At 66.4% G+C, this 16,258-nt stretch carries 28 protein-coding genes; 27 read left to right on the forward strand and 1 reads right to left on the reverse strand.

Annotation, left to right across the window (positions count from 1 at the left end):
• Positions 1-39 precede the first annotated feature (39 nt).
• From rplB to truA, 27 genes are all read left to right on the forward strand, one after another.
• Positions 40-876, forward strand: a complete 837-nt coding sequence (gene rplB / locus ACFQ7Q_RS06315; RefSeq protein WP_383550547.1) for a 50S ribosomal protein L2 — start codon at positions 40-42, stop codon at positions 874-876.
• A gap of 12 nt (positions 877-888) precedes the next feature.
• Positions 889-1,170: a 30S ribosomal protein S19 gene (gene rpsS / locus ACFQ7Q_RS06320; protein ID WP_383550549.1), complete on the forward strand. Its 282-nt coding sequence runs from the start codon at positions 889-891 to the stop codon at positions 1,168-1,170.
• Positions 1,171-1,212: 42 nt separating this feature from the next.
• Positions 1,213-1,560 (forward strand): 50S ribosomal protein L22, encoded by a 348-nt coding sequence (gene rplV, locus ACFQ7Q_RS06325; RefSeq protein ID WP_135332555.1) that lies wholly within the window; start codon positions 1,213-1,215, stop codon positions 1,558-1,560.
• On the forward strand, positions 1,560-2,396 hold the full coding sequence (gene rpsC, locus ACFQ7Q_RS06330) for a 30S ribosomal protein S3 (protein WP_260229395.1): 837 nt from the start codon (positions 1,560-1,562) through the stop codon (positions 2,394-2,396). The genes rplV and rpsC overlap by 1 nt, the downstream gene beginning before the upstream one ends.
• A 5-nt stretch (positions 2,397-2,401) precedes the next feature.
• Positions 2,402-2,821 carry a 50S ribosomal protein L16 gene (gene rplP, locus ACFQ7Q_RS06335; protein WP_015035580.1) on the forward strand — a complete coding sequence of 140 codons (420 nt, stop codon included), beginning with the start codon at positions 2,402-2,404 and terminating at the stop codon, positions 2,819-2,821.
• On the forward strand, positions 2,821-3,045 hold the full coding sequence (gene rpmC / locus ACFQ7Q_RS06340; RefSeq protein WP_361445390.1) for a 50S ribosomal protein L29: 225 nt from the start codon (positions 2,821-2,823) through the stop codon (positions 3,043-3,045). Before rplP ends, rpmC begins: the two co-directional genes overlap by 1 nt.
• The gene (gene rpsQ, locus ACFQ7Q_RS06345; protein ID WP_352188389.1) at positions 3,045-3,326 is read left to right on the forward strand and encodes a 30S ribosomal protein S17; all 282 of its coding nucleotides are present in this window, start codon (positions 3,045-3,047) and stop codon (positions 3,324-3,326) included. Before rpmC ends, rpsQ begins: the two co-directional genes overlap by 1 nt.
• Positions 3,327-3,454: 128 nt before the next feature.
• Complete coding sequence (gene rplN / locus ACFQ7Q_RS06350) at positions 3,455-3,823, forward strand: 50S ribosomal protein L14 (RefSeq protein ID WP_003956455.1); 369 nt, start codon at positions 3,455-3,457, stop codon at positions 3,821-3,823.
• A gap of 2 nt (positions 3,824-3,825) precedes the next feature.
• Positions 3,826-4,137, forward strand: coding sequence for a 50S ribosomal protein L24 (gene rplX / locus ACFQ7Q_RS06355; RefSeq protein WP_015035583.1), 312 nt, complete (start codon positions 3,826-3,828; stop codon positions 4,135-4,137).
• Positions 4,137-4,694: a 50S ribosomal protein L5 gene (rplE, locus tag ACFQ7Q_RS06360; protein WP_260229393.1), complete on the forward strand. Its 558-nt coding sequence runs from the start codon at positions 4,137-4,139 to the stop codon at positions 4,692-4,694. The genes rplX and rplE overlap by 1 nt, the downstream gene beginning before the upstream one ends.
• Before the next feature lie 5 nt (positions 4,695-4,699).
• Entirely contained in the window at positions 4,700-4,885 is a 186-nt protein-coding gene (locus tag ACFQ7Q_RS06365) for a type Z 30S ribosomal protein S14 (protein WP_003948630.1), read from the forward strand.
• A gap of 208 nt (positions 4,886-5,093) precedes the next feature.
• Positions 5,094-5,492 (forward strand): 30S ribosomal protein S8, encoded by a 399-nt coding sequence (gene rpsH / locus ACFQ7Q_RS06370; protein WP_158989430.1) that lies wholly within the window; start codon positions 5,094-5,096, stop codon positions 5,490-5,492.
• Positions 5,493-5,513: 21 nt separating this feature from the next.
• A complete protein-coding gene (rplF, locus tag ACFQ7Q_RS06375; RefSeq protein ID WP_361667570.1) occupies positions 5,514-6,053 on the forward strand; it encodes a 50S ribosomal protein L6 in 540 nt (179 codons plus the stop codon).
• A 3-nt stretch (positions 6,054-6,056) separates the two neighbouring features.
• Positions 6,057-6,440, forward strand: a complete 384-nt coding sequence (gene rplR, locus ACFQ7Q_RS06380) for a 50S ribosomal protein L18 (protein WP_352188391.1) — start codon at positions 6,057-6,059, stop codon at positions 6,438-6,440.
• Between the two features lie 46 nt (positions 6,441-6,486).
• Positions 6,487-7,089: a 30S ribosomal protein S5 gene (rpsE, locus tag ACFQ7Q_RS06385; protein ID WP_015035588.1), complete on the forward strand. Its 603-nt coding sequence runs from the start codon at positions 6,487-6,489 to the stop codon at positions 7,087-7,089.
• A complete protein-coding gene (gene rpmD / locus ACFQ7Q_RS06390; protein ID WP_005313525.1) occupies positions 7,089-7,271 on the forward strand; it encodes a 50S ribosomal protein L30 in 183 nt (60 codons plus the stop codon). The genes rpsE and rpmD overlap by 1 nt, the downstream gene beginning before the upstream one ends.
• Before the next feature lies 1 nt (position 7,272).
• A complete protein-coding gene (gene rplO / locus ACFQ7Q_RS06395) occupies positions 7,273-7,728 on the forward strand; it encodes a 50S ribosomal protein L15 (RefSeq protein ID WP_361445400.1) in 456 nt (151 codons plus the stop codon).
• A 211-nt stretch (positions 7,729-7,939) separates the two neighbouring features.
• Positions 7,940-9,259 (forward strand): preprotein translocase subunit SecY, encoded by a 1,320-nt coding sequence (secY, locus tag ACFQ7Q_RS06400; protein WP_383550553.1) that lies wholly within the window; start codon positions 7,940-7,942, stop codon positions 9,257-9,259.
• Positions 9,259-9,906, forward strand: a complete 648-nt coding sequence (locus ACFQ7Q_RS06405) for an adenylate kinase (RefSeq protein WP_383550555.1) — start codon at positions 9,259-9,261, stop codon at positions 9,904-9,906. Before secY ends, ACFQ7Q_RS06405 begins: the two co-directional genes overlap by 1 nt.
• 96 nt (positions 9,907-10,002) lie before the next feature.
• Positions 10,003-10,839: a type I methionyl aminopeptidase gene (gene map, locus ACFQ7Q_RS06410; protein WP_383550557.1), complete on the forward strand. Its 837-nt coding sequence runs from the start codon at positions 10,003-10,005 to the stop codon at positions 10,837-10,839.
• 344 nt (positions 10,840-11,183) lie between these two features.
• On the forward strand, positions 11,184-11,405 hold the full coding sequence (gene infA / locus ACFQ7Q_RS06415) for a translation initiation factor IF-1 (protein ID WP_003956442.1): 222 nt from the start codon (positions 11,184-11,186) through the stop codon (positions 11,403-11,405).
• A gap of 62 nt (positions 11,406-11,467) precedes the next feature.
• Positions 11,468-11,581, forward strand: a complete 114-nt coding sequence (gene rpmJ / locus ACFQ7Q_RS06420; protein ID WP_003956441.1) for a 50S ribosomal protein L36 — start codon at positions 11,468-11,470, stop codon at positions 11,579-11,581.
• A gap of 186 nt (positions 11,582-11,767) precedes the next feature.
• Positions 11,768-12,148, forward strand: a complete 381-nt coding sequence (gene rpsM / locus ACFQ7Q_RS06425) for a 30S ribosomal protein S13 (RefSeq protein ID WP_005313488.1) — start codon at positions 11,768-11,770, stop codon at positions 12,146-12,148.
• Between the two features lie 66 nt (positions 12,149-12,214).
• Positions 12,215-12,619 carry a 30S ribosomal protein S11 gene (rpsK, locus tag ACFQ7Q_RS06430; RefSeq protein ID WP_003956432.1) on the forward strand — a complete coding sequence of 135 codons (405 nt, stop codon included), beginning with the start codon at positions 12,215-12,217 and terminating at the stop codon, positions 12,617-12,619.
• A 128-nt stretch (positions 12,620-12,747) separates the two neighbouring features.
• Entirely contained in the window at positions 12,748-13,770 is a 1,023-nt protein-coding gene (locus tag ACFQ7Q_RS06435) for a DNA-directed RNA polymerase subunit alpha (protein ID WP_069171149.1), read from the forward strand.
• A gap of 162 nt (positions 13,771-13,932) precedes the next feature.
• Positions 13,933-14,415 carry a 50S ribosomal protein L17 gene (rplQ, locus tag ACFQ7Q_RS06440; protein ID WP_383550559.1) on the forward strand — a complete coding sequence of 161 codons (483 nt, stop codon included), beginning with the start codon at positions 13,933-13,935 and terminating at the stop codon, positions 14,413-14,415.
• Between the two features lie 80 nt (positions 14,416-14,495).
• Complete coding sequence (gene truA, locus ACFQ7Q_RS06445) at positions 14,496-15,353, forward strand: tRNA pseudouridine(38-40) synthase TruA (RefSeq protein ID WP_383550561.1); 858 nt, start codon at positions 14,496-14,498, stop codon at positions 15,351-15,353.
• On the opposite strand, the gene ACFQ7Q_RS06450 is transcribed toward truA, so the two are convergent.
• Complete coding sequence (locus ACFQ7Q_RS06450; protein WP_383550563.1) at positions 15,324-16,244, reverse strand: hypothetical protein; 921 nt, start codon at positions 16,242-16,244, stop codon at positions 15,324-15,326. The two genes, truA and ACFQ7Q_RS06450, sit on opposite strands and share 30 nt — an antisense overlap.
• Between the last annotated feature and the right edge of the window lie 14 nt (positions 16,245-16,258).

Here is a 16,258-nt window from a genome sequence, read left to right on the forward strand (position 1 = left end):
GGCGGTCTGGATCGTCCGGAATCGGACGAGGACTGAGAAATGGGAATCCGCAAGTACAAGCCGACTACGCCGGGCCGCCGTGGCTCCTCCGTAGCCGACTTCGTCGAGATCACGCGGTCCACGCCGGAGAAGTCGCTGGTCCGCCCCCTGCACAGCAAGGGCGGCCGTAACAACACCGGTCGGATCACGGTTCGACACCAGGGTGGCGGCCACAAGCGCGCCTACCGCGTGATCGACTTCCGTCGTCACGACAAGGACGGCGTGCCGGCGAAGGTCGCTCACATCGAGTACGACCCCAACCGCACCGCGCGCATCGCGCTGCTCCACTACGCGGACGGCGAGAAGCGCTACATCATCGCCCCGCGTGGTCTCTCGCAGGGCGACCGGGTCGAGAACGGCCCCGCGGCCGACATCAAGCCCGGCAACAACCTGGCCCTCCGCAACATCCCGGTCGGTACCACGATCCACGCGATCGAGATCCGTCCCGGCGGTGGCGCCAAGTTCGCCCGTTCCGCGGGTGCCTCCGTGCAGCTGCTGGCGAAGGAGGGCACGATGGCCCACCTTCGTATGCCGTCCGGTGAGATCCGTCTCGTCGACGCCCGCTGCCGCGCCACCATCGGCGAGGTCGGCAACGCCGAGCAGTCGAACATCAACTGGGGCAAGGCCGGCCGTAAGCGCTGGCTGGGTGTTCGCCCGACCGTTCGCGGTGTGGCGATGAACCCGGTGGACCACCCGCACGGTGGTGGTGAGGGCAAGACCTCCGGTGGTCGCCACCCGGTCTCCCCGTGGGGTCAGAAGGAGGGTCGTACTCGCTCGCCGAAGAAGGCTTCGAGCAAGTACATCGTCCGCCGCCGCAAGACGAACAAGAAGCGCTAGGAGCGGGTTTAGATGCCGCGCAGTCTCAAGAAGGGACCCTTCGTTGACGGCCACCTCGTAAAGAAGGTGGACGCTCAGAACGAAGCCGGTACCAAGAACGTCATCAAGACCTGGTCCCGTCGCTCGATGATCATCCCGGCCTTCCTCGGCCACACGATCGCGGTGCACAACGGCAAGACCCACATTCCGGTGTTTGTCACCGAGTCGATGGTCGGCCACAAGCTCGGCGAGTTCTCGCCGACGCGCACCTTCCGGGGTCACGTGAAGGACGACCGGAAGTCGAAGCGCCGCTAGTAGCGGGGTGGAATGACCATGACAGACACTGGAAGGACAACCATGGAAGCCAGGGCCCAGGCGCGGTACATCCGCGTTACGCCCATGAAGGCCCGCCGTGTGGTGGACCTTATCCGTGGCATGGATGCCACGGAGGCTCAGGCGGTCCTGCGTTTCGCCCCGCAGGCCGCGAGCGTGCCGGTCGGCAAGGTGCTTGACAGCGCCATCGCCAACGCCGCGCACAACTACGACCACAGTGACGCCTCTTCGCTGTTCATCAGCGAGGCGTTCGTGGATGAGGGCCCGACCCTGAAGCGGTTCCGTCCGCGTGCTCAGGGCCGTGCCTACCGGATCCGTAAGCGGACCAGCCACATCACCGTGGTCGTCAGCAGCAAGGAAGGAACCCGGTAATGGGCCAGAAGGTTAACCCGCATGGGTTCCGGCTCGGCATCACCACGGACTTCAAGTCCCGCTGGTACGCCGACAAGCTGTACAAGGACTACGTCAAGGAAGACGTCGCCATCCGTCGGATGATGACGTCCGGCATGGAGCGCGCCGGCATCTCGAAGGTTGAGATCGAGCGCACCCGTGACCGCGTGCGTGTGGACATCCACACCGCTCGTCCCGGCATCGTCATCGGCCGCCGTGGCGCCGAGGCCGACCGCATCCGCGGCGACCTCGAGAAGCTCACGGGCAAGCAGGTCCAGCTGAACATCCTCGAGGTCAAGAACCCCGAGATGGACGCTCAGCTGGTTGCTCAGGCCGTTGCCGAGCAGCTCTCCTCCCGCGTCTCCTTCCGTCGCGCCATGCGTAAGAGCATGCAGGGCACGATGAAGGCCGGCGCCAAGGGCATCAAGATCCAGTGCGGCGGTCGCCTCGGCGGCGCCGAGATGTCCCGCTCGGAGTTCTACCGCGAGGGCCGTGTGCCCCTGCACACCCTCCGTGCGAACGTCGACTACGGCTTCTTCGAGGCCAAGACGACCTTCGGCCGCATCGGCGTGAAGGTCTGGATCTACAAGGGCGATGTCAAGAACATCGCCGAGGTCCGCGCCGAGAACGCAGCGGCCCGTGCGGGTAACCGCCCGGCCCGTGGCGCCGGTGACCGTCCGGCCGGTGGCCGCGGTGGTCGCGGTGGCGAGCGTGGCGGTCGCGGTCGCAAGCCGCAGCAGGCTCAGGCTGCCGAGGCCCCCAAGGCCGACGCTCCCGCCGCCGCTCCGGCTGCTGAGAGCACCGGAACGGAGGCCTGACCGAAATGCTGATCCCCCGTAGGGTCAAGCACCGCAAGCAGCACCACCCGAAGCGCAGCGGTATGTCCAAGGGTGGTACGCAGGTTGCGTTCGGCGAGTACGGCATTCAGGCCCTCACTCCGGCGTACGTGACCAACCGCCAGATCGAGGCGGCTCGTATCGCGATGACCCGCCACATCAAGCGTGGCGGCAAGGTCTGGATCAACATCTACCCGGACCGCCCGCTGACCAAGAAGCCTGCCGAGACCCGCATGGGTTCCGGTAAGGGTTCGCCGGAGTGGTGGATCGCGAACGTCAAGCCCGGTCGGGTGATGTTCGAGCTGTCCTACCCGAACGAGAAGATCGCGCGCGAGGCCCTGACCCGTGCGGCCCACAAGCTGCCGATGAAGTGCAAGATCGTTAAGCGCGAAGCAGGTGAGCTGTGATGACCGCCGGTACCAAGGCGTCCGAGCTGCGCGAGCTGGGCAACGAGGAGCTTGTCGCCAAGCTCCGCGAGGCCAAGGAAGAGCTGTTCAACCTCCGCTTCCAGGCGGCGACCGGTCAGCTCGAGAACCACGGTCGGCTCAAGTCCGTCCGTAAGGACATCGCCCGGATCTACACCCTGATGCGCGAGCGTGAGCTGGGCATCGAGACGGTGGAGAACGCCTGATGAGCGAGAGCAATGTGACTGAGAAGACCGAGCGCAACGCTCGCAAGGTCCGCGAGGGCCTCGTCGTCAGCGACAAGATGGACAAGACCGTCGTCGTCGCTGTCGAGGACCGCGTCAAGCACGCGCTGTACGGCAAGGTCATCCGCCGTACGAACAAGCTCAAGGCTCACGACGAGCAGAACGCTGCCGGCGTCGGCGACCGCGTCCTCCTGATGGAGACCCGGAAGCTGTCGTCGACGAAGCACTGGCGCGTCGTCGAGATCCTCGAGAAGGCCAAGTAAGGAATTTCCCGCAAGGGAAATCCAAAAGTTCAGCCTGAGGGGTTCCCCTCAGGTCAGTTCCGCCAGGCTCGGCCGGGGCTTCCTCGTGAAGCCCCGGCCGGGAACCGGCAGACAATCAGGAGATAGACGTGATCCAGCAGGAGTCGCGACTGCGTGTCGCCGACAACACTGGTGCCAAGGAGATCCTTTGCATCCGTGTTCTCGGTGGTTCCGGTCGCCGCTACGCGGGCATCGGTGACGTCATCGTCGCCACCGTCAAGGACGCGATCCCCGGTGGCAACGTGAAGAAGGGTGACGTCGTCAAGGCGGTCATCGTTCGCACCGTCAAGGAGCGCCGCCGCCAGGACGGCTCGTACATCCGCTTCGACGAGAACGCCGCTGTCATTCTCAAGAACGACGGCGACCCTCGCGGCACCCGTATCTTCGGCCCGGTGGGCCGTGAGCTGCGCGAGAAGAAGTTCATGAAGATCATCTCGCTCGCGCCGGAGGTGCTGTAAGCATGAAGATCAAGAAGGGCGACCTGGTCCAGGTCATCACCGGTAAGGACAAGGGCAAGCAGGGCAAGGTCATCACGGCCTTCCCCCGCGAGAACCGCGTCCTGGTCGAGGGTGTCAACCGGGTCAAGAAGCACACCAAGGCCGGCCCGTCGCAGGCCGGTGGCATCGTCACGACCGAGGCGCCGGTCCACGTCTCCAACGTCCAGCTGGTCGTTGAGAAGGACGGCAAGAAGGTCGTCACGCGCGTCGGTTACCGCTTCGACGACGAGGGCAACAAGATCCGCGTTGCCAAGCGGACGGGTGAGGACATCTGATGGCTACCACCACCACTCCGCGTCTCAAGACGAAGTACCGCGAGGAGATCGCGGGCAAGCTGCGTGAGGAGTTCTCCTACGAGAACGTCATGCAGATTCCCGGCCTCGTGAAGGTCGTGGTCAACATGGGTGTGGGCGACGCCGCCCGCGACTCCAAGCTGATCGAGGGCGCCATCCGCGACCTCACCACGATCACCGGTCAGAAGCCGGCCGTCACCAAGGCTCGCAAGTCCATCGCGCAGTTCAAGCTGCGTGAGGGCCAGCCGATCGGTGCGCACGTCACCCTCCGTGGCGACCGCATGTGGGAGTTCCTGGACCGCACCCTGTCGCTCGCGCTTCCGCGCATCCGCGACTTCCGTGGTCTGTCCCCCAAGCAGTTCGACGGGCGTGGCAACTACACCTTCGGTCTCACGGAGCAGGTCATGTTCCACGAGATCGACCAGGACAAGATCGACCGTGTCCGGGGTATGGACATCACCGTGGTGACCACGGCGACCAACGACGCTGAGGGCCGTGCCCTTCTCCGTCACCTCGGCTTCCCGTTCAAGGAGGCGTAAGCGAGATGGCGAAGAAGGCTCTCATCGCGAAGGCTGCCCGCAAGCCCAAGTTCGGCGTGCGTGGCTACACGCGCTGCCAGCGCTGTGGTCGTCCCCACTCCGTGTACCGCAAGTTCGGCCTGTGCCGCGTGTGCCTTCGTGAGATGGCTCACCGTGGCGAGCTGCCGGGCGTGACCAAGAGCTCCTGGTAATCCCTTCTTTGGGATGACCGGAGTCTCTCGGTAAGCAGAGGGTTGGCGGAGGCCCGCCCCTCCATGGCTTAGGCTAGGAGGGTTGGGCGTCCGCCGCCCGTACGACTTACTACGCCGTAGGTCCCCGCGCCGCACCCGTCCCGCCCCTGTGTGGGGAGAGGGATGGCGCATACAGGAAACCCCGGCGAGAGAGGCCGAAGGCCAATTCATGACCATGACTGATCCCATCGCAGACATGCTCACGCGTCTGCGTAACGCGAACTCGGCGTACCACGACTCCGTGTCGATGCCGCACAGCAAGATCAAGTCTCACATCGCGGAAATCCTCCAGCAGGAGGGCTTCATCACGGGCTGGAAGGTCGAGGACGCCGAGGTCGGCAAGAACCTCGTTCTCGAGCTCAAGTTCGGTCCGAACCGTGAGCGCTCCATCGCGGGCATCAAGCGGATCTCGAAGCCGGGCCTCCGGGTTTACGCGAAGTCCACCAACCTGCCGAAGGTTCTCGGCGGCCTGGGCGTGGCGATCATCTCCACGTCCCACGGTCTCCTGACCGGCCAGCAGGCAGGCAAGAAGGGCGTAGGTGGGGAAGTCCTCGCCTACGTCTGGTAGTCGGGAACGGAGGAATAGCTAATGTCGCGTATTGGCAAGCTGCCTATCCAGGTTCCCGCCGGCGTGGACGTCACCATCGAGGGTCGCTCGGTCACGGTCAAGGGTTCCAAGGGCACCCTGACCCACACCGTTGCCGCGCCGATCGAGATCGTTAAGGGCGAGGACGGCGTTCTCAACGTCACCCGTCCGAACGACGAGCGTCAGAACAAGGCCCTCCACGGCCTGTCCCGCACGCTGGTGGCCAACATGATCACCGGTGTGACCCAGGGTTACGTGAAGGCGCTCGAGATCAGCGGTGTCGGTTACCGCGTTGCCGCGAAGGGCTCCAACCTGGAGTTCCAGCTCGGCTACAGCCACCCGATCCTGGTGGAGGCGCCCGAGGGCATCTCCTTCAAGGTCGAGTCGCCGACCAAGTTCTCGGTCGAGGGCATCGACAAGCAGAAGGTCGGCGAGGTCGCGGCGAACATCCGCAAGCTGCGGAAGCCCGACCCGTACAAGGCCAAGGGCGTCAAGTACGCCGGCGAGGTCATCCGCCGCAAGGTCGGAAAGGCTGGTAAGTAAGCCATGGCATACGGTGTGAAGATCGCCAAGGGCGACGCTTACAAGCGTGCGGCCAAGGCCCGCCGTCACATCCGCATCCGCAAGAACGTGTCGGGTACGGCGGAGCGTCCGCGCCTCGTCGTGACGCGTTCGAACCGCGGTATCACCGCTCAGGTCATCGACGACCTCAAGGGTCACACCCTTGCGTCCGCGTCGAACCTGGACGCGTCGATCCGTGGTGGCGAGGGTGACAAGTCGTCGCAGGCCAAGCAGGTCGGCGCGCTCGTTGCCGAGCGCGCCAAGGCCGCGGGTGTCGAGGCTGTCGTGTTCGACCGTGGTGGCAACAGGTACGCCGGGCGCATTGCCGCTCTGGCTGACGCCGCCCGCGAAGCCGGGCTGAAGTTCTAAGCCCCGGTTCCGGGACTAACGGACGTAACAGAGAGAGGTAAATCCAATGGCTGGACCCCAGCGCCGCGGAAGCGGTGCCGGTGGCGGCGAGCGGCGGGACCGGAAGGGCCGCGACGGTGGCGCTGCCGCCGAGAAGACCGCGTACGTTGAGCGCGTTGTCGCGATCAACCGCGTCGCCAAGGTTGTCAAGGGTGGTCGTCGTTTCTCCTTCACCGCGCTGGTCGTGGTGGGTGACGGTGACGGCACCGTAGGTGTCGGTTACGGCAAGGCCAAGGAAGTTCCCGCGGCCATCGCCAAGGGCGTCGAGGAAGCCAAGAAGAACTTCTTCAAGGTTCCCCGCATCCAGGGCACCATCCCTCACCCGATTCAGGGCGAGAAGGCCGCGGGCGTCGTCCTGCTCAAGCCGGCTTCCCCCGGTACCGGTGTTATCGCCGGTGGCCCGGTGCGTGCCGTGCTCGAGTGCGCCGGCGTTCACGACATCCTGTCGAAGTCGCTCGGCTCCGACAACGCGATCAACATCGTGCACGCGACCGTGGAGGCCCTGAAGGGCCTGCAGCGTCCCGAGGAGATCGCGGCTCGCCGTGGTCTGCCCCTCGAGGACGTCGCCCCCGCGGCTCTGCTTCGTGCTCGTGCGGGAGCGGGTGCGTAATGGCCCGCCTCAAGATCACGCAGACGAAGTCGTACATCGGCAGCAAGCAGAACCACCGCGACACCCTGCGTTCGCTCGGGCTCAAGCGCCTGAACGACGTGGTCGTCAAGGAGGACCGCCCCGAGTTCCGCGGAATGGTGCACACCGTCCGCCACCTCGTGACGGTCGAGGAGGTCGACTGACATGGCGGAGAACAACCCGCTGAAGGTCCACAACCTCCGTCCCGCCCCGGGCGCCAAGACCGCCAAGACCCGTGTGGGTCGTGGTGAGGCGTCGAAGGGTAAGACGGCCGGTCGTGGTACCAAGGGCACCAAGGCCCGTTACCAGGTTCCGGAGCGCTTCGAGGGTGGGCAGATGCCCCTCCACATGCGTCTCCCGAAGCTCAAGGGCTTCAAGAACCCGTTCCGCACCGAGTACCAGGTCGTGAACCTGGACAAGCTGGCCGCGCTCTACCCGCAGGGTGGCGAGGTCACGGTGGCCGATCTGGTCGCCAAGGGTGCGGTTCGTAAGAACCAGCTCGTCAAGGTGCTCGGCGCCGGCGAGGTCTCCGTGGCGCTGCAGGTGACGGTCGACGCCGTCTCCGGCTCCGCCAAGGAGAAGATCGCCGCCGCCGGCGGCACCGTCACCGAGCTCGTCTGAGACGACTCGATGGCCTGAACATCCGACCGGGGATGCCTCTCAAATGGGGCATCCCCGGTTGGTCGTTCCTAGGGGGGCATGTCCGCCGGTAAGGTGGCGTGCACTGTCTATGCTCCGTGCGGTATGCCCGCACGGTTTTTGACTGGTACCTATTCGTCGAACCTCAAGACCGTCACCTCTGGCGCATGGCGCGGGGGTCGCAGGAGGCACCGTGCTCACCGCGTTCGCCCGGGCGTTCAAGACGCCCGACCTGCGCAAGAAGCTGCTCTTCACGCTCGGCATCGTCGTGCTGTACCGGCTCGGGGCACACATCCCCGTACCCGGTGTCAGTTACCAGGCCGTACAGCAGTGTGTGGACCAGGCGAGCCAGGGCAACAACTCCCTGTTCGGCCTGGTGAACATGTTCAGTGGCGGAGCGCTGCTGCAGATCACCATCTTCGCGCTCGGCATCATGCCGTACATCACGGCGAGCATCATCCTGCAGCTGCTGACCGTCGTGATCCCGCGTCTGGAAGCCCTGAAGAAGGAGGGGCAGTCGGGCACCGCGAAGATCACGCAGTACACGCGTTATCTGACGATCGCCCTCGCCATCCTCCAGGGCACCGGTCTCGTGGCCACCGCCAAGAGCGGTGCGCTGTTCAGCGGCTGCACGGTGGCCAACCAGGTCGTCCCGGACCCGTCCGTCTTCACCATCGCCACGATGGTCATCACGATGACCGCCGGTACCGCCGTCGTCATGTGGCTCGGTGAGCTCATCACCGACCGCGGCATCGGCAACGGCATGTCGATCCTGATGTTCATCTCGATCGCCGCCGGCTTCCCGGGCGCCCTCTGGGCCATCAAGGAGAGCGGCAAGCTCGCCAAGGGCTGGATCGAGTTCGGCACCGTCATCCTGATCGGCTTCGTGATGGTGGCGCTCGTCGTCTTCGTCGAGCAGGCCCAGCGCCGCATCCCCGTGCAGTACGCGAAGCGCATGATCGGCCGCAGGTCCTACGGCGGAACGTCCACTTATATCCCGCTCAAGGTGAACCAGGCGGGTGTGATTCCTGTCATCTTCGCCTCGTCGCTGCTCTACATCCCGGCCTTGATCGCGCAGTTCTCGAACTCCACCGCGGGGTGGAAGACCTGGATCGAAGCCCACTTCGTCAAGGGTGACCACCCCTACTACATCGCGACGTACTTCCTCCTGATCGTGTTCTTCGCCTTCTTCTACGTGGCGATCTCGTTCAACCCCGAGGAAGTTGCCGACAACATGAAGAAGTATGGTGGCTTCATCCCGGGTATCCGGGCTGGTCGACCTACTGCCGAGTATCTGAGCTACGTGCTCAACCGGATCACTTGGCCGGGCTCGCTGTATCTGGGTCTGATCGCTCTTGTGCCGACGATGGCGTTGGCAGGCTTCGGTGGCGCCAATGCCAACTTCCCGTTCGGCGGGACGAGCATCCTCATCATCGTGGGTGTGGGGCTGGAGACCGTGAAGCAGATCGAGAGCCAGCTCCAGCAGCGCAATTACGAAGGGTTCCTCCGCTGATGCGAATCGTCCTCGTCGGACCGCCCGGTGCGGGCAAGGGCACGCAGGCCGCGTTCCTTGCCAAGAACCTGGACATTCCGCACATCTCCACGGGTGACCTGTTCCGCGCCAACATCTCGCAGGGCACGGAGCTGGGTCTCAAGGCCAAGGCGTACATGGACGCCGGCGACCTTGTCCCGGACGAGGTGACCATCGGAATGGCCAAGGACCGGATGGAGCAGCCGGACGCCGTCAACGGCTTCCTGCTGGACGGGTTCCCGCGGAACGTGGCCCAGGCCGAGGCTCTGGACACGGTCCTCAAGGCCGAGGACATGCAGCTGGACGCTGTCCTGGACCTGGAGGTCCCCGAGGACGAGGTCGTGAAGCGGATCGCGGGTCGCCGCATCTGCCGTAACGACAGCGCGCACGTCTTCCACGTCACCTACACGCCGCCGAAGACCGCGGGTGTGTGTGATGTCTGTGGCGGCGAGCTCTACCAGCGCGACGACGACTCCGAGGAGACCGTCCGCCGGCGCCTGGAGGTCTACCACACGCAGACCGAGCCGATCATCGACTACTACCGGGCGCAGAACCTGGTCGTGACGATCACGGCGCTCGGCAAGGTGGACGAGGTCACCGCGAAGGCGATGGCCGCGCTCAAGAAGTAACCCTGGTTCGTTCGATACGGCCGCGGTGCCCCTCGGGGCGCCGCGGCCGTATCGTTGTTCTGTCCCGTGTACACGCAAGGAAAGGCCCCCGCCACGATGGTGCAGATCAAGACCCCCGAGCAGATCGCGAAGATGCGCGAGGCGGGGCTGGTCGTCGCCGCCATCCACGCGGCGACCCGCGAGGCGGCCGTGCCGGGCGCCACGACGAAGGACCTGGACGAGGTCGCCCGCAAGGTGATCGCGGACCACGGGGCGAAGTCGAACTTCCTCGGGTACGGCGGCTTCCCCGCGACGATCTGCACCTCGGTGAACGAGGTCGTCGTCCACGGCATCCCGGACGAGAAGACCGTCCTCAAGGACGGCGACATCATCTCCATCGACGCCGGCGCGATCGTCGACGGCTGGCACGGCGACGCCGCGTACACGGCGTTCGTGGGCTCGGGTCACGCTCCGGAGCTGATCGAGCTCTCCCGGGTGACCGAGGAGTCGATGTGGGCCGGCATCGCCGCGATGAAGGCCGGCAACCGGCTGGTGGACGTCTCCCGGGCGATCGAGACGTACATCCGCCGCCAGCCGAAGCCTGGCGGCGGCAAGTACGGCATCGTCGAGGACTACGGCGGCCACGGCATCGGCACCGAGATGCACATGGACCCGCACCTGCTGAACTACGTCTCGCGCAAGCGCGGCAAGGGCCCGAAGCTGGTCCCCGGCTTCTGCCTGGCGATCGAGCCGATGGTCGCGCTCGGGACGCCGCGTACGGAGGTCCTGGCGGACGACTGGACGGTCGTCTCCACGGACGGCACCTGGTCCTCCCACTGGGAGCACTCGGTGGCCGTGACCGAAGAGGGCCCCCTTGTCCTGACCGCCCCCGACGGCGGCAAGGCGAAGCTGGCCGAGCTGGGCGTCGTGGCGGCGCCGGACCCGTTGGCGTAGCGCGGCGGGGCGGGCCCGTGTGATCGGCGGACTGAGTCGGCCGCAGCGGCCCGAAGCCTGTGAGGCGCCCCCGGGCGCCGAGCGTCGGGAATCGGGTCGGCGGCAAGGCGAAGCCGGCCGAGCCGGGCGTCGTGGCGGCGCTGGACCCGTTGGTGGGGCGCGGCCGCGTCGGGCGGCGCGGGTGCGGCGTGGCTGCTTGCGTAACGATCATCAGTGGTGGGCAAACTTCCCGGATTCGTCTTTTCCAGGTGCCTGACGTAGACTGATGCGTCGGCTCTCGTGTACCCGTGTGTCCGCATTCGGGATCGAGAGTCGATCAAGGTAGCCGATTCGAAAGGCGAAGCGTGGCCAAGAAGCAAGGTGCCATCGAAATCGAGGGCACCGTGATCGAGTCCCTCCCGAACGCCATGTTCAAGGTGGAGCTCCAGAACGGTCACAAGGTCCTCGCGCACATCTCCGGCAAGATGCGGATGCACTACATCCGAATCCTTCCGGACGACCGGGTCGTCGTGGAGCTCTCTCCGTACGACCTGACGCGTGGCCGGATCGTCTACCGCTACAAGTAGATCTTGCCCGCACCCCGCCTCCGCGCGCGGGTGGTGGCACTGACCCGGAGAACCTCACACCCATGAAGGTCAAGCCGAGCGTCAAGAAGATCTGCGACAAGTGCAAGGTGATCCGCCGTCACGGTCGGGTCATGGTCATCTGCGACAACCTGCGCCACAAGCAGCGCCAGGGCTGACGCACGCCGACCGACCTGCATTTCGCAGTTCTTCGCGCGACGCAAGCAGTACGTACATACGCAGAGCCCGCCCAGCCCGCAAGGGTCGGCGGCACCTCCGGCGGGGGCCGGGGACCTGATTCGTACCTCATACGGCGAATGGGGAGCGGCTTTGCGGAAGACCCCCGAACACACAGGAGCCATTGAATGGCACGCGTTTCCGGTGTTGACATCCCGCGCGAAAAGCGTGTGGAGATCGCACTCACCTACGTCTTCGGTATCGGGCGCACCCGGTCCAAGGAGATCCTCGCCTCCACCGGCGTGAACCCGAACACCCGCGTTCGTGACCTGGCCGAAGAGGACCTGGTCAAGATCCGCGAGTACGTGGACGCCAACCTCCAGACCGAGGGTGACCTCCGCCGCGAGATCCAGGGCGACATCCGCCGCAAGATCGAGATCCAGTGCTACCAGGGCATCCGCCACCGTCGTGGCCTGCCCGTGCACGGTCAGCGGACCAGCACGAACGCCCGTACCCGCAAGGGCCCGCGTCGCGCCATCGCCGGTAAGAAGAAGCCGGGCAAGAAGTAGTCCTCAGCGGACGCTTGACCACACGGTCTTCGCTGTAGGACCGACCACCTCCCGTAGGAGATATAGATGCCCCCCAAGGGTCGTCAGGGCGCTGCCAAGAAGGTGCGCCGCAAGGAAAAGAAGAACGTCGCTCACGGCCACGCGCACATCAAGAGCACGTTCAACAACACGATCGTCTCGATCACGGACCCCTCGGGCAACGTGATCTCCTGGGCCTCCGCCGGCCACGTCGGCTTCAAGGGCTCGCGCAAGTCCACCCCGTTCGCCGCGCAGATGGCCGCCGAGTCGGCCGCTCGCCGCGCGCAGGAGCACGGCATGCGCAAGGTCGACGTCTTCGTCAAGGGTCCGGGCTCCGGCCGCGAGACCGCGATCCGCTCCCTCCAGGCCACGGGCCTCGAGGTCGGTTCGATCCAGGACGTCACCCCCACGCCGCACAACGGCTGCCGTCCGCCGAAGCGTCGTCGCGTCTGACGCACGACCGGCAACGGTTGAAGTGAGGGTTGGGCGGTACGGCTCTTCGGAGGCGTGCCGCCCGTACCCTTGGTAGTACCTCTGTCGGACGTCAAATAGTGGGCGTCCACAACCGAAGGATTCACACCATGCTGATCGCTCAGCGTCCCTCGCTGACCGAAGAGGTCGTCGACGAGTTCCGCTCGCGGTTCGTCATCGAGCCCCTGGAGCCGGGCTTCGGCTACACGCTCGGCAACAGCCTCCGCCGTACGCTCCTCTCCTCGATTCCGGGTGCGGCGGTCACGTCCATCCGCATCGACGGTGTCCTGCACGAGTTCACCACCGTGCCGGGCGTCAAGGAGGACGTCACCGACCTCATCCTGAACATCAAGCAGCTGGTCGTCTCCTCGGAGCACGACGAGCCGGTCGTGATGTACCTGCGCAAGCAGGGTCCCGGCCTGGTCACCGCTGCCGACATCGCCCCGCCGGCCGGCGTCGAGGTGCACAACCCCGACCTGGTGCTCGCCACGCTCAACGGCAAGGGCAAGCTGGAGATGGAGCTGACCGTCGAGCGCGGTCGCGGCTACGTCTCCGCCGTGCAGAACAAGCAGCTCGGCCAGGAGATCGGCCGTATCCCGGTCGACTCCATCTACTCGCCGGTGCTCAAGGTCACGTACAAGGTCGAGGCGACCCGTGTCGAGCAGCGCACCGACTTCGACAAGCTGATCGTCGACGTCGAGACCAAGCAGGCCATGCGCCCGCGTGACGCCATGGCGTCCGCCGGCAAGACCCTGGTCGAGCTGTTCGGTCTGGCGCGCGAGCTCAACATCGACGCCGAGGGCATCGACATGGGCCCGTCCCCGACGGACGCCGCCCTTGCCGCCGACCTGGCGCTGCCGATCGAGGAGCTCGAGCTCACCGTTCGTTCGTACAACTGCCTCAAGCGTGAGGGCATCCACTCCGTGGGTGAGCTCGTGGCGCGCTCCGAGGCCGACCTGCTCGACATCCGCAACTTCGGTGCGAAGTCGATCGACGAGGTCAAGGCGAAGCTGGCCGGCATGGGCCTGGCCCTCAAGGACAGCCCGCCCGGATTCGACCCGACCGCCGCCGCCGACGCCTTCGGCGCCGACGACGACGCGGACGCGGGCTTCGTCGAGACCGAGCAGTACTGAGAACTCGGGACCGACGGTCCCGTTCCGGCTGCGGACCGGCTCCGGCCGGTCGCGCAGTTCCCCGCGCCCCCTCGGGGGCGCGGGTCTCCGACAGGTAACCGCCTGCTCGGACACTGACACCGGTACCTCACACGGCCGGTGCAGATCACAAGGAGAAACACCATGCCGCGTCCCGCCAAGGGTGCCCGCCTCGGTGGCAGCGCCGCTCACGAGCGTCTGCTGCTCGCCAACCTGGCGAAGTCCCTCTTCGAGCACGGCCGCATCACCACGACCGAGGCCAAGGCCCGCCGCCTGCGTCCGGTCGCCGAGCGCCTGATCACCAAGGCGAAGAAGGGCGACATCCACAACCGTCGCCTGGTGCTGCAGACGATCACGGACAAGGGCATCGTCCACACGCTCTTCACCGAGATCGCCCCGCGCTACTCCGAGCGCCCGGGTGGCTACACCCGTATCACCAAGATCGGCAACCGTCGTGGCGACAACGCCCCGATGGCCGTGATCGAGCTGGTCGAGGGCGAGATCGCCAAGAAGGCGACCGTCGCCGAGGCCGAGGCCGCCGCCAAGCGCGCCGTCAAGGAGGCTGACGAGGCCAAGGTCGAGGAGACCAAGGTCGAGGACGCCGCCGAGGAGTCGAAGGACGCGTAAGCGTTCCGACGAATCTCGTGTGCGGGCCCGTACCCCCAGGGGTACGGGCCCGCTCCCGTGATGTTGAGAGGATGAATCGCGTGAGCGACGACGTGCAGCCCGGCTTCGTACGGATCCGGCTCGACCTTTCCTACGACGGGAAGGACTTCTCCGGCTGGGCCAAGCAGGCCCAGGGACAGCGGACCGTCCAGGGTGACGTCGAGGACGCCCTGAAGACCGTGACGCGGTCCAAGGAGACGTACGAGCTGACCGTCGCCGGACGCACCGACGCCGGTGTGCATGCCCGCGGCCAGGTCGCCCACGTCGATCTGCCCGTCGAGCTGTGGGCCGAGCACCAGGACAAGCTGCTCAGGCGGCTCGCGGGGCGGCTCTCGCACGATGTGCGGGTCTGGCGGCTGACCGAGGCCCCGAGCGGGTTCAACGCGCGGTTCTCGGCCATCTGGCGTCGTTACGCCTATCGCGTCACCGACAACCCCGGCGGTGTCGACCCGCTCCTGCGCGGCCACGTCCTGTGGCACGACTGGGCCCTCGACATGGATGCCATGAACGCCGCCGCCGAGCGGCTCGTCGGCGAGCACGACTTCGCCGCGTACTGCAAGAAGCGTGAGGGCGCCACCACCATCCGTACGCTCCAGGAGCTGCGCTGGGACCGGCGGCCCGGCGGCATCCTCGAAGCGACCGTCAAGGCGGACGCCTTCTGCCACAACATGGTCCGCTCGCTCGTCGGCGCCCTGCTCTTCGTCGGCGACGGACACCGCCCGGTCGACTGGCCGGCGAAGGTGCTCGCCGCGGGCGTCCGGGACTCGGCCGTGCATGTCGTCCGGCCGCACGGGCTCACCCTCGAAGAGGTCGGCTATCCGGCCGACGAGCTCCTGGCCTCCCGGAACCGGGAGGCCAGGAACAAGCGGTCACTCCCCGGGAGCGCCGGCTGCTGCTGACGCCTGGGAGCGGCCCCGGGCGTAGATCTGGTTGAAGGAGAAGGTGCCCAGGTCGTCACTGGCCTGGAAGACGGCCTTGTCGCCCGTGGTGACCTTCTTGCCGTTGATGAACCCGGCCTGGGTGAAGTACGCGTACCGGCCGATCGAGTTCGCCCGGCGCAGACAGACCGTCGCGCGGCAGAACTCCTTCACGCCCGAGCCGGCCAGGGGGGCGATGCCGCCGCTGGCCTGGTTCTTCGCCTTCAGCGCCTCGGCCTCGGTGGAGAACACGGCCACGCCGACGGTGATCGCGACCCCGTCCTTCACATAGGTGGCGCGAATCACGCGGTCGCAGCCGTTCTTCTTCAGGATCGAGCCGAGGGCGCCCTGCGCGACGCTCGCGCAGTTCGTCGTCGACGAGGTCGCGCCCTTGCTGTACGCGCGGCCGCTCATCGTCAGCTTCTTGCCCGGGAAGAGGCCCTCGGCGCTCAGCGGGGCCTTGTCCTTCTTCTCGTTCGAGATGAAGTCCTTGGGGTTGGGCGGGGGCGGCGGAGCCACGGAGGAGAACGTCGGGGCGGGTGTCGGGGTGCCGCTCGCCGTGGCCGAGCCGGTGGGGGTCACCGTGCCGTTCTTGCCCGTCGTGGTGGTGTCGTTGCTGCTCACGACCGCTGTGGCGACGATCGCGCCGACCGCGAGGGTGGCGAGCGCGCCACCGCCGATCATCAGCCAGCGCTTACGCCGCCGGGCGCCCGCGGAGGCGTCGGCGAGGGCGCCCCAGTCCGGTGTGTGCGACGCCTGCGCCCCAGGAAACGGATCCTGTGCCCCCGGAAACGGGTCGGGCTGCTGTCCGAACGGCTGCTGCTGTCCCTGCTGCTGCGGCTCCTGTGGCCACTGCGGTCCCCCAAAGCTCATGCCGCGCATCCTAA

Origin of the sequence: Streptomyces sp. NPDC056527, from assembly GCF_042794475.1 — a bacterium.
Lineage (GTDB): Bacteria > Actinomycetota > Actinomycetes > Streptomycetales > Streptomycetaceae > Streptomyces.

Bases quoted from the DNA above. Each gene is read 5' to 3' on its own strand.
- rplB (WP_383550547.1), top strand. From the start codon at position 40: ATGGGAATCCGCAAGTACAAGCCGACTACGCCGGGCCGCCGTGGCTCC.
- rpsS (WP_383550549.1), top strand. From the start codon at position 889: ATGCCGCGCAGTCTCAAGAAGGGACCCTTCGTTGACGGCCACCTCGTA.
- rplV (WP_135332555.1), top strand. From the start codon at position 1,213: ATGGAAGCCAGGGCCCAGGCGCGGTACATCCGCGTTACGCCCATGAAG.
- rpsC (WP_260229395.1), top strand. From the start codon at position 1,560: ATGGGCCAGAAGGTTAACCCGCATGGGTTCCGGCTCGGCATCACCACG.
- rplP (WP_015035580.1), top strand. From the start codon at position 2,402: ATGCTGATCCCCCGTAGGGTCAAGCACCGCAAGCAGCACCACCCGAAG.
- rpmC (WP_361445390.1), top strand. From the start codon at position 2,821: ATGACCGCCGGTACCAAGGCGTCCGAGCTGCGCGAGCTGGGCAACGAG.
- rpsQ (WP_352188389.1), top strand. From the start codon at position 3,045: ATGAGCGAGAGCAATGTGACTGAGAAGACCGAGCGCAACGCTCGCAAG.
- rplX (WP_015035583.1), top strand. From the start codon at position 3,826: ATGAAGATCAAGAAGGGCGACCTGGTCCAGGTCATCACCGGTAAGGAC.
- rplE (WP_260229393.1), top strand. From the start codon at position 4,137: ATGGCTACCACCACCACTCCGCGTCTCAAGACGAAGTACCGCGAGGAG.
- ACFQ7Q_RS06365 (WP_003948630.1), top strand. From the start codon at position 4,700: ATGGCGAAGAAGGCTCTCATCGCGAAGGCTGCCCGCAAGCCCAAGTTC.
- rpsH (WP_158989430.1), top strand. From the start codon at position 5,094: ATGACCATGACTGATCCCATCGCAGACATGCTCACGCGTCTGCGTAAC.
- rplF (WP_361667570.1), top strand. From the start codon at position 5,514: ATGTCGCGTATTGGCAAGCTGCCTATCCAGGTTCCCGCCGGCGTGGAC.
- rplR (WP_352188391.1), top strand. From the start codon at position 6,057: ATGGCATACGGTGTGAAGATCGCCAAGGGCGACGCTTACAAGCGTGCG.
- rpsE (WP_015035588.1), top strand. From the start codon at position 6,487: ATGGCTGGACCCCAGCGCCGCGGAAGCGGTGCCGGTGGCGGCGAGCGG.
- rpmD (WP_005313525.1), top strand. From the start codon at position 7,089: ATGGCCCGCCTCAAGATCACGCAGACGAAGTCGTACATCGGCAGCAAG.
- rplO (WP_361445400.1), top strand. From the start codon at position 7,273: ATGGCGGAGAACAACCCGCTGAAGGTCCACAACCTCCGTCCCGCCCCG.
- ACFQ7Q_RS06405 (WP_383550555.1), top strand. From the start codon at position 9,259: ATGCGAATCGTCCTCGTCGGACCGCCCGGTGCGGGCAAGGGCACGCAG.
- map (WP_383550557.1), top strand. From the start codon at position 10,003: ATGGTGCAGATCAAGACCCCCGAGCAGATCGCGAAGATGCGCGAGGCG.
- rpmJ (WP_003956441.1), top strand. From the start codon at position 11,468: ATGAAGGTCAAGCCGAGCGTCAAGAAGATCTGCGACAAGTGCAAGGTG.
- rpsM (WP_005313488.1), top strand. From the start codon at position 11,768: ATGGCACGCGTTTCCGGTGTTGACATCCCGCGCGAAAAGCGTGTGGAG.
- rpsK (WP_003956432.1), top strand. From the start codon at position 12,215: ATGCCCCCCAAGGGTCGTCAGGGCGCTGCCAAGAAGGTGCGCCGCAAG.
- ACFQ7Q_RS06435 (WP_069171149.1), top strand. From the start codon at position 12,748: ATGCTGATCGCTCAGCGTCCCTCGCTGACCGAAGAGGTCGTCGACGAG.
- rplQ (WP_383550559.1), top strand. From the start codon at position 13,933: ATGCCGCGTCCCGCCAAGGGTGCCCGCCTCGGTGGCAGCGCCGCTCAC.
- ACFQ7Q_RS06450 (WP_383550563.1), bottom strand. From the start codon at position 16,244: ATGAGCTTTGGGGGACCGCAGTGGCCACAGGAGCCGCAGCAGCAGGGA.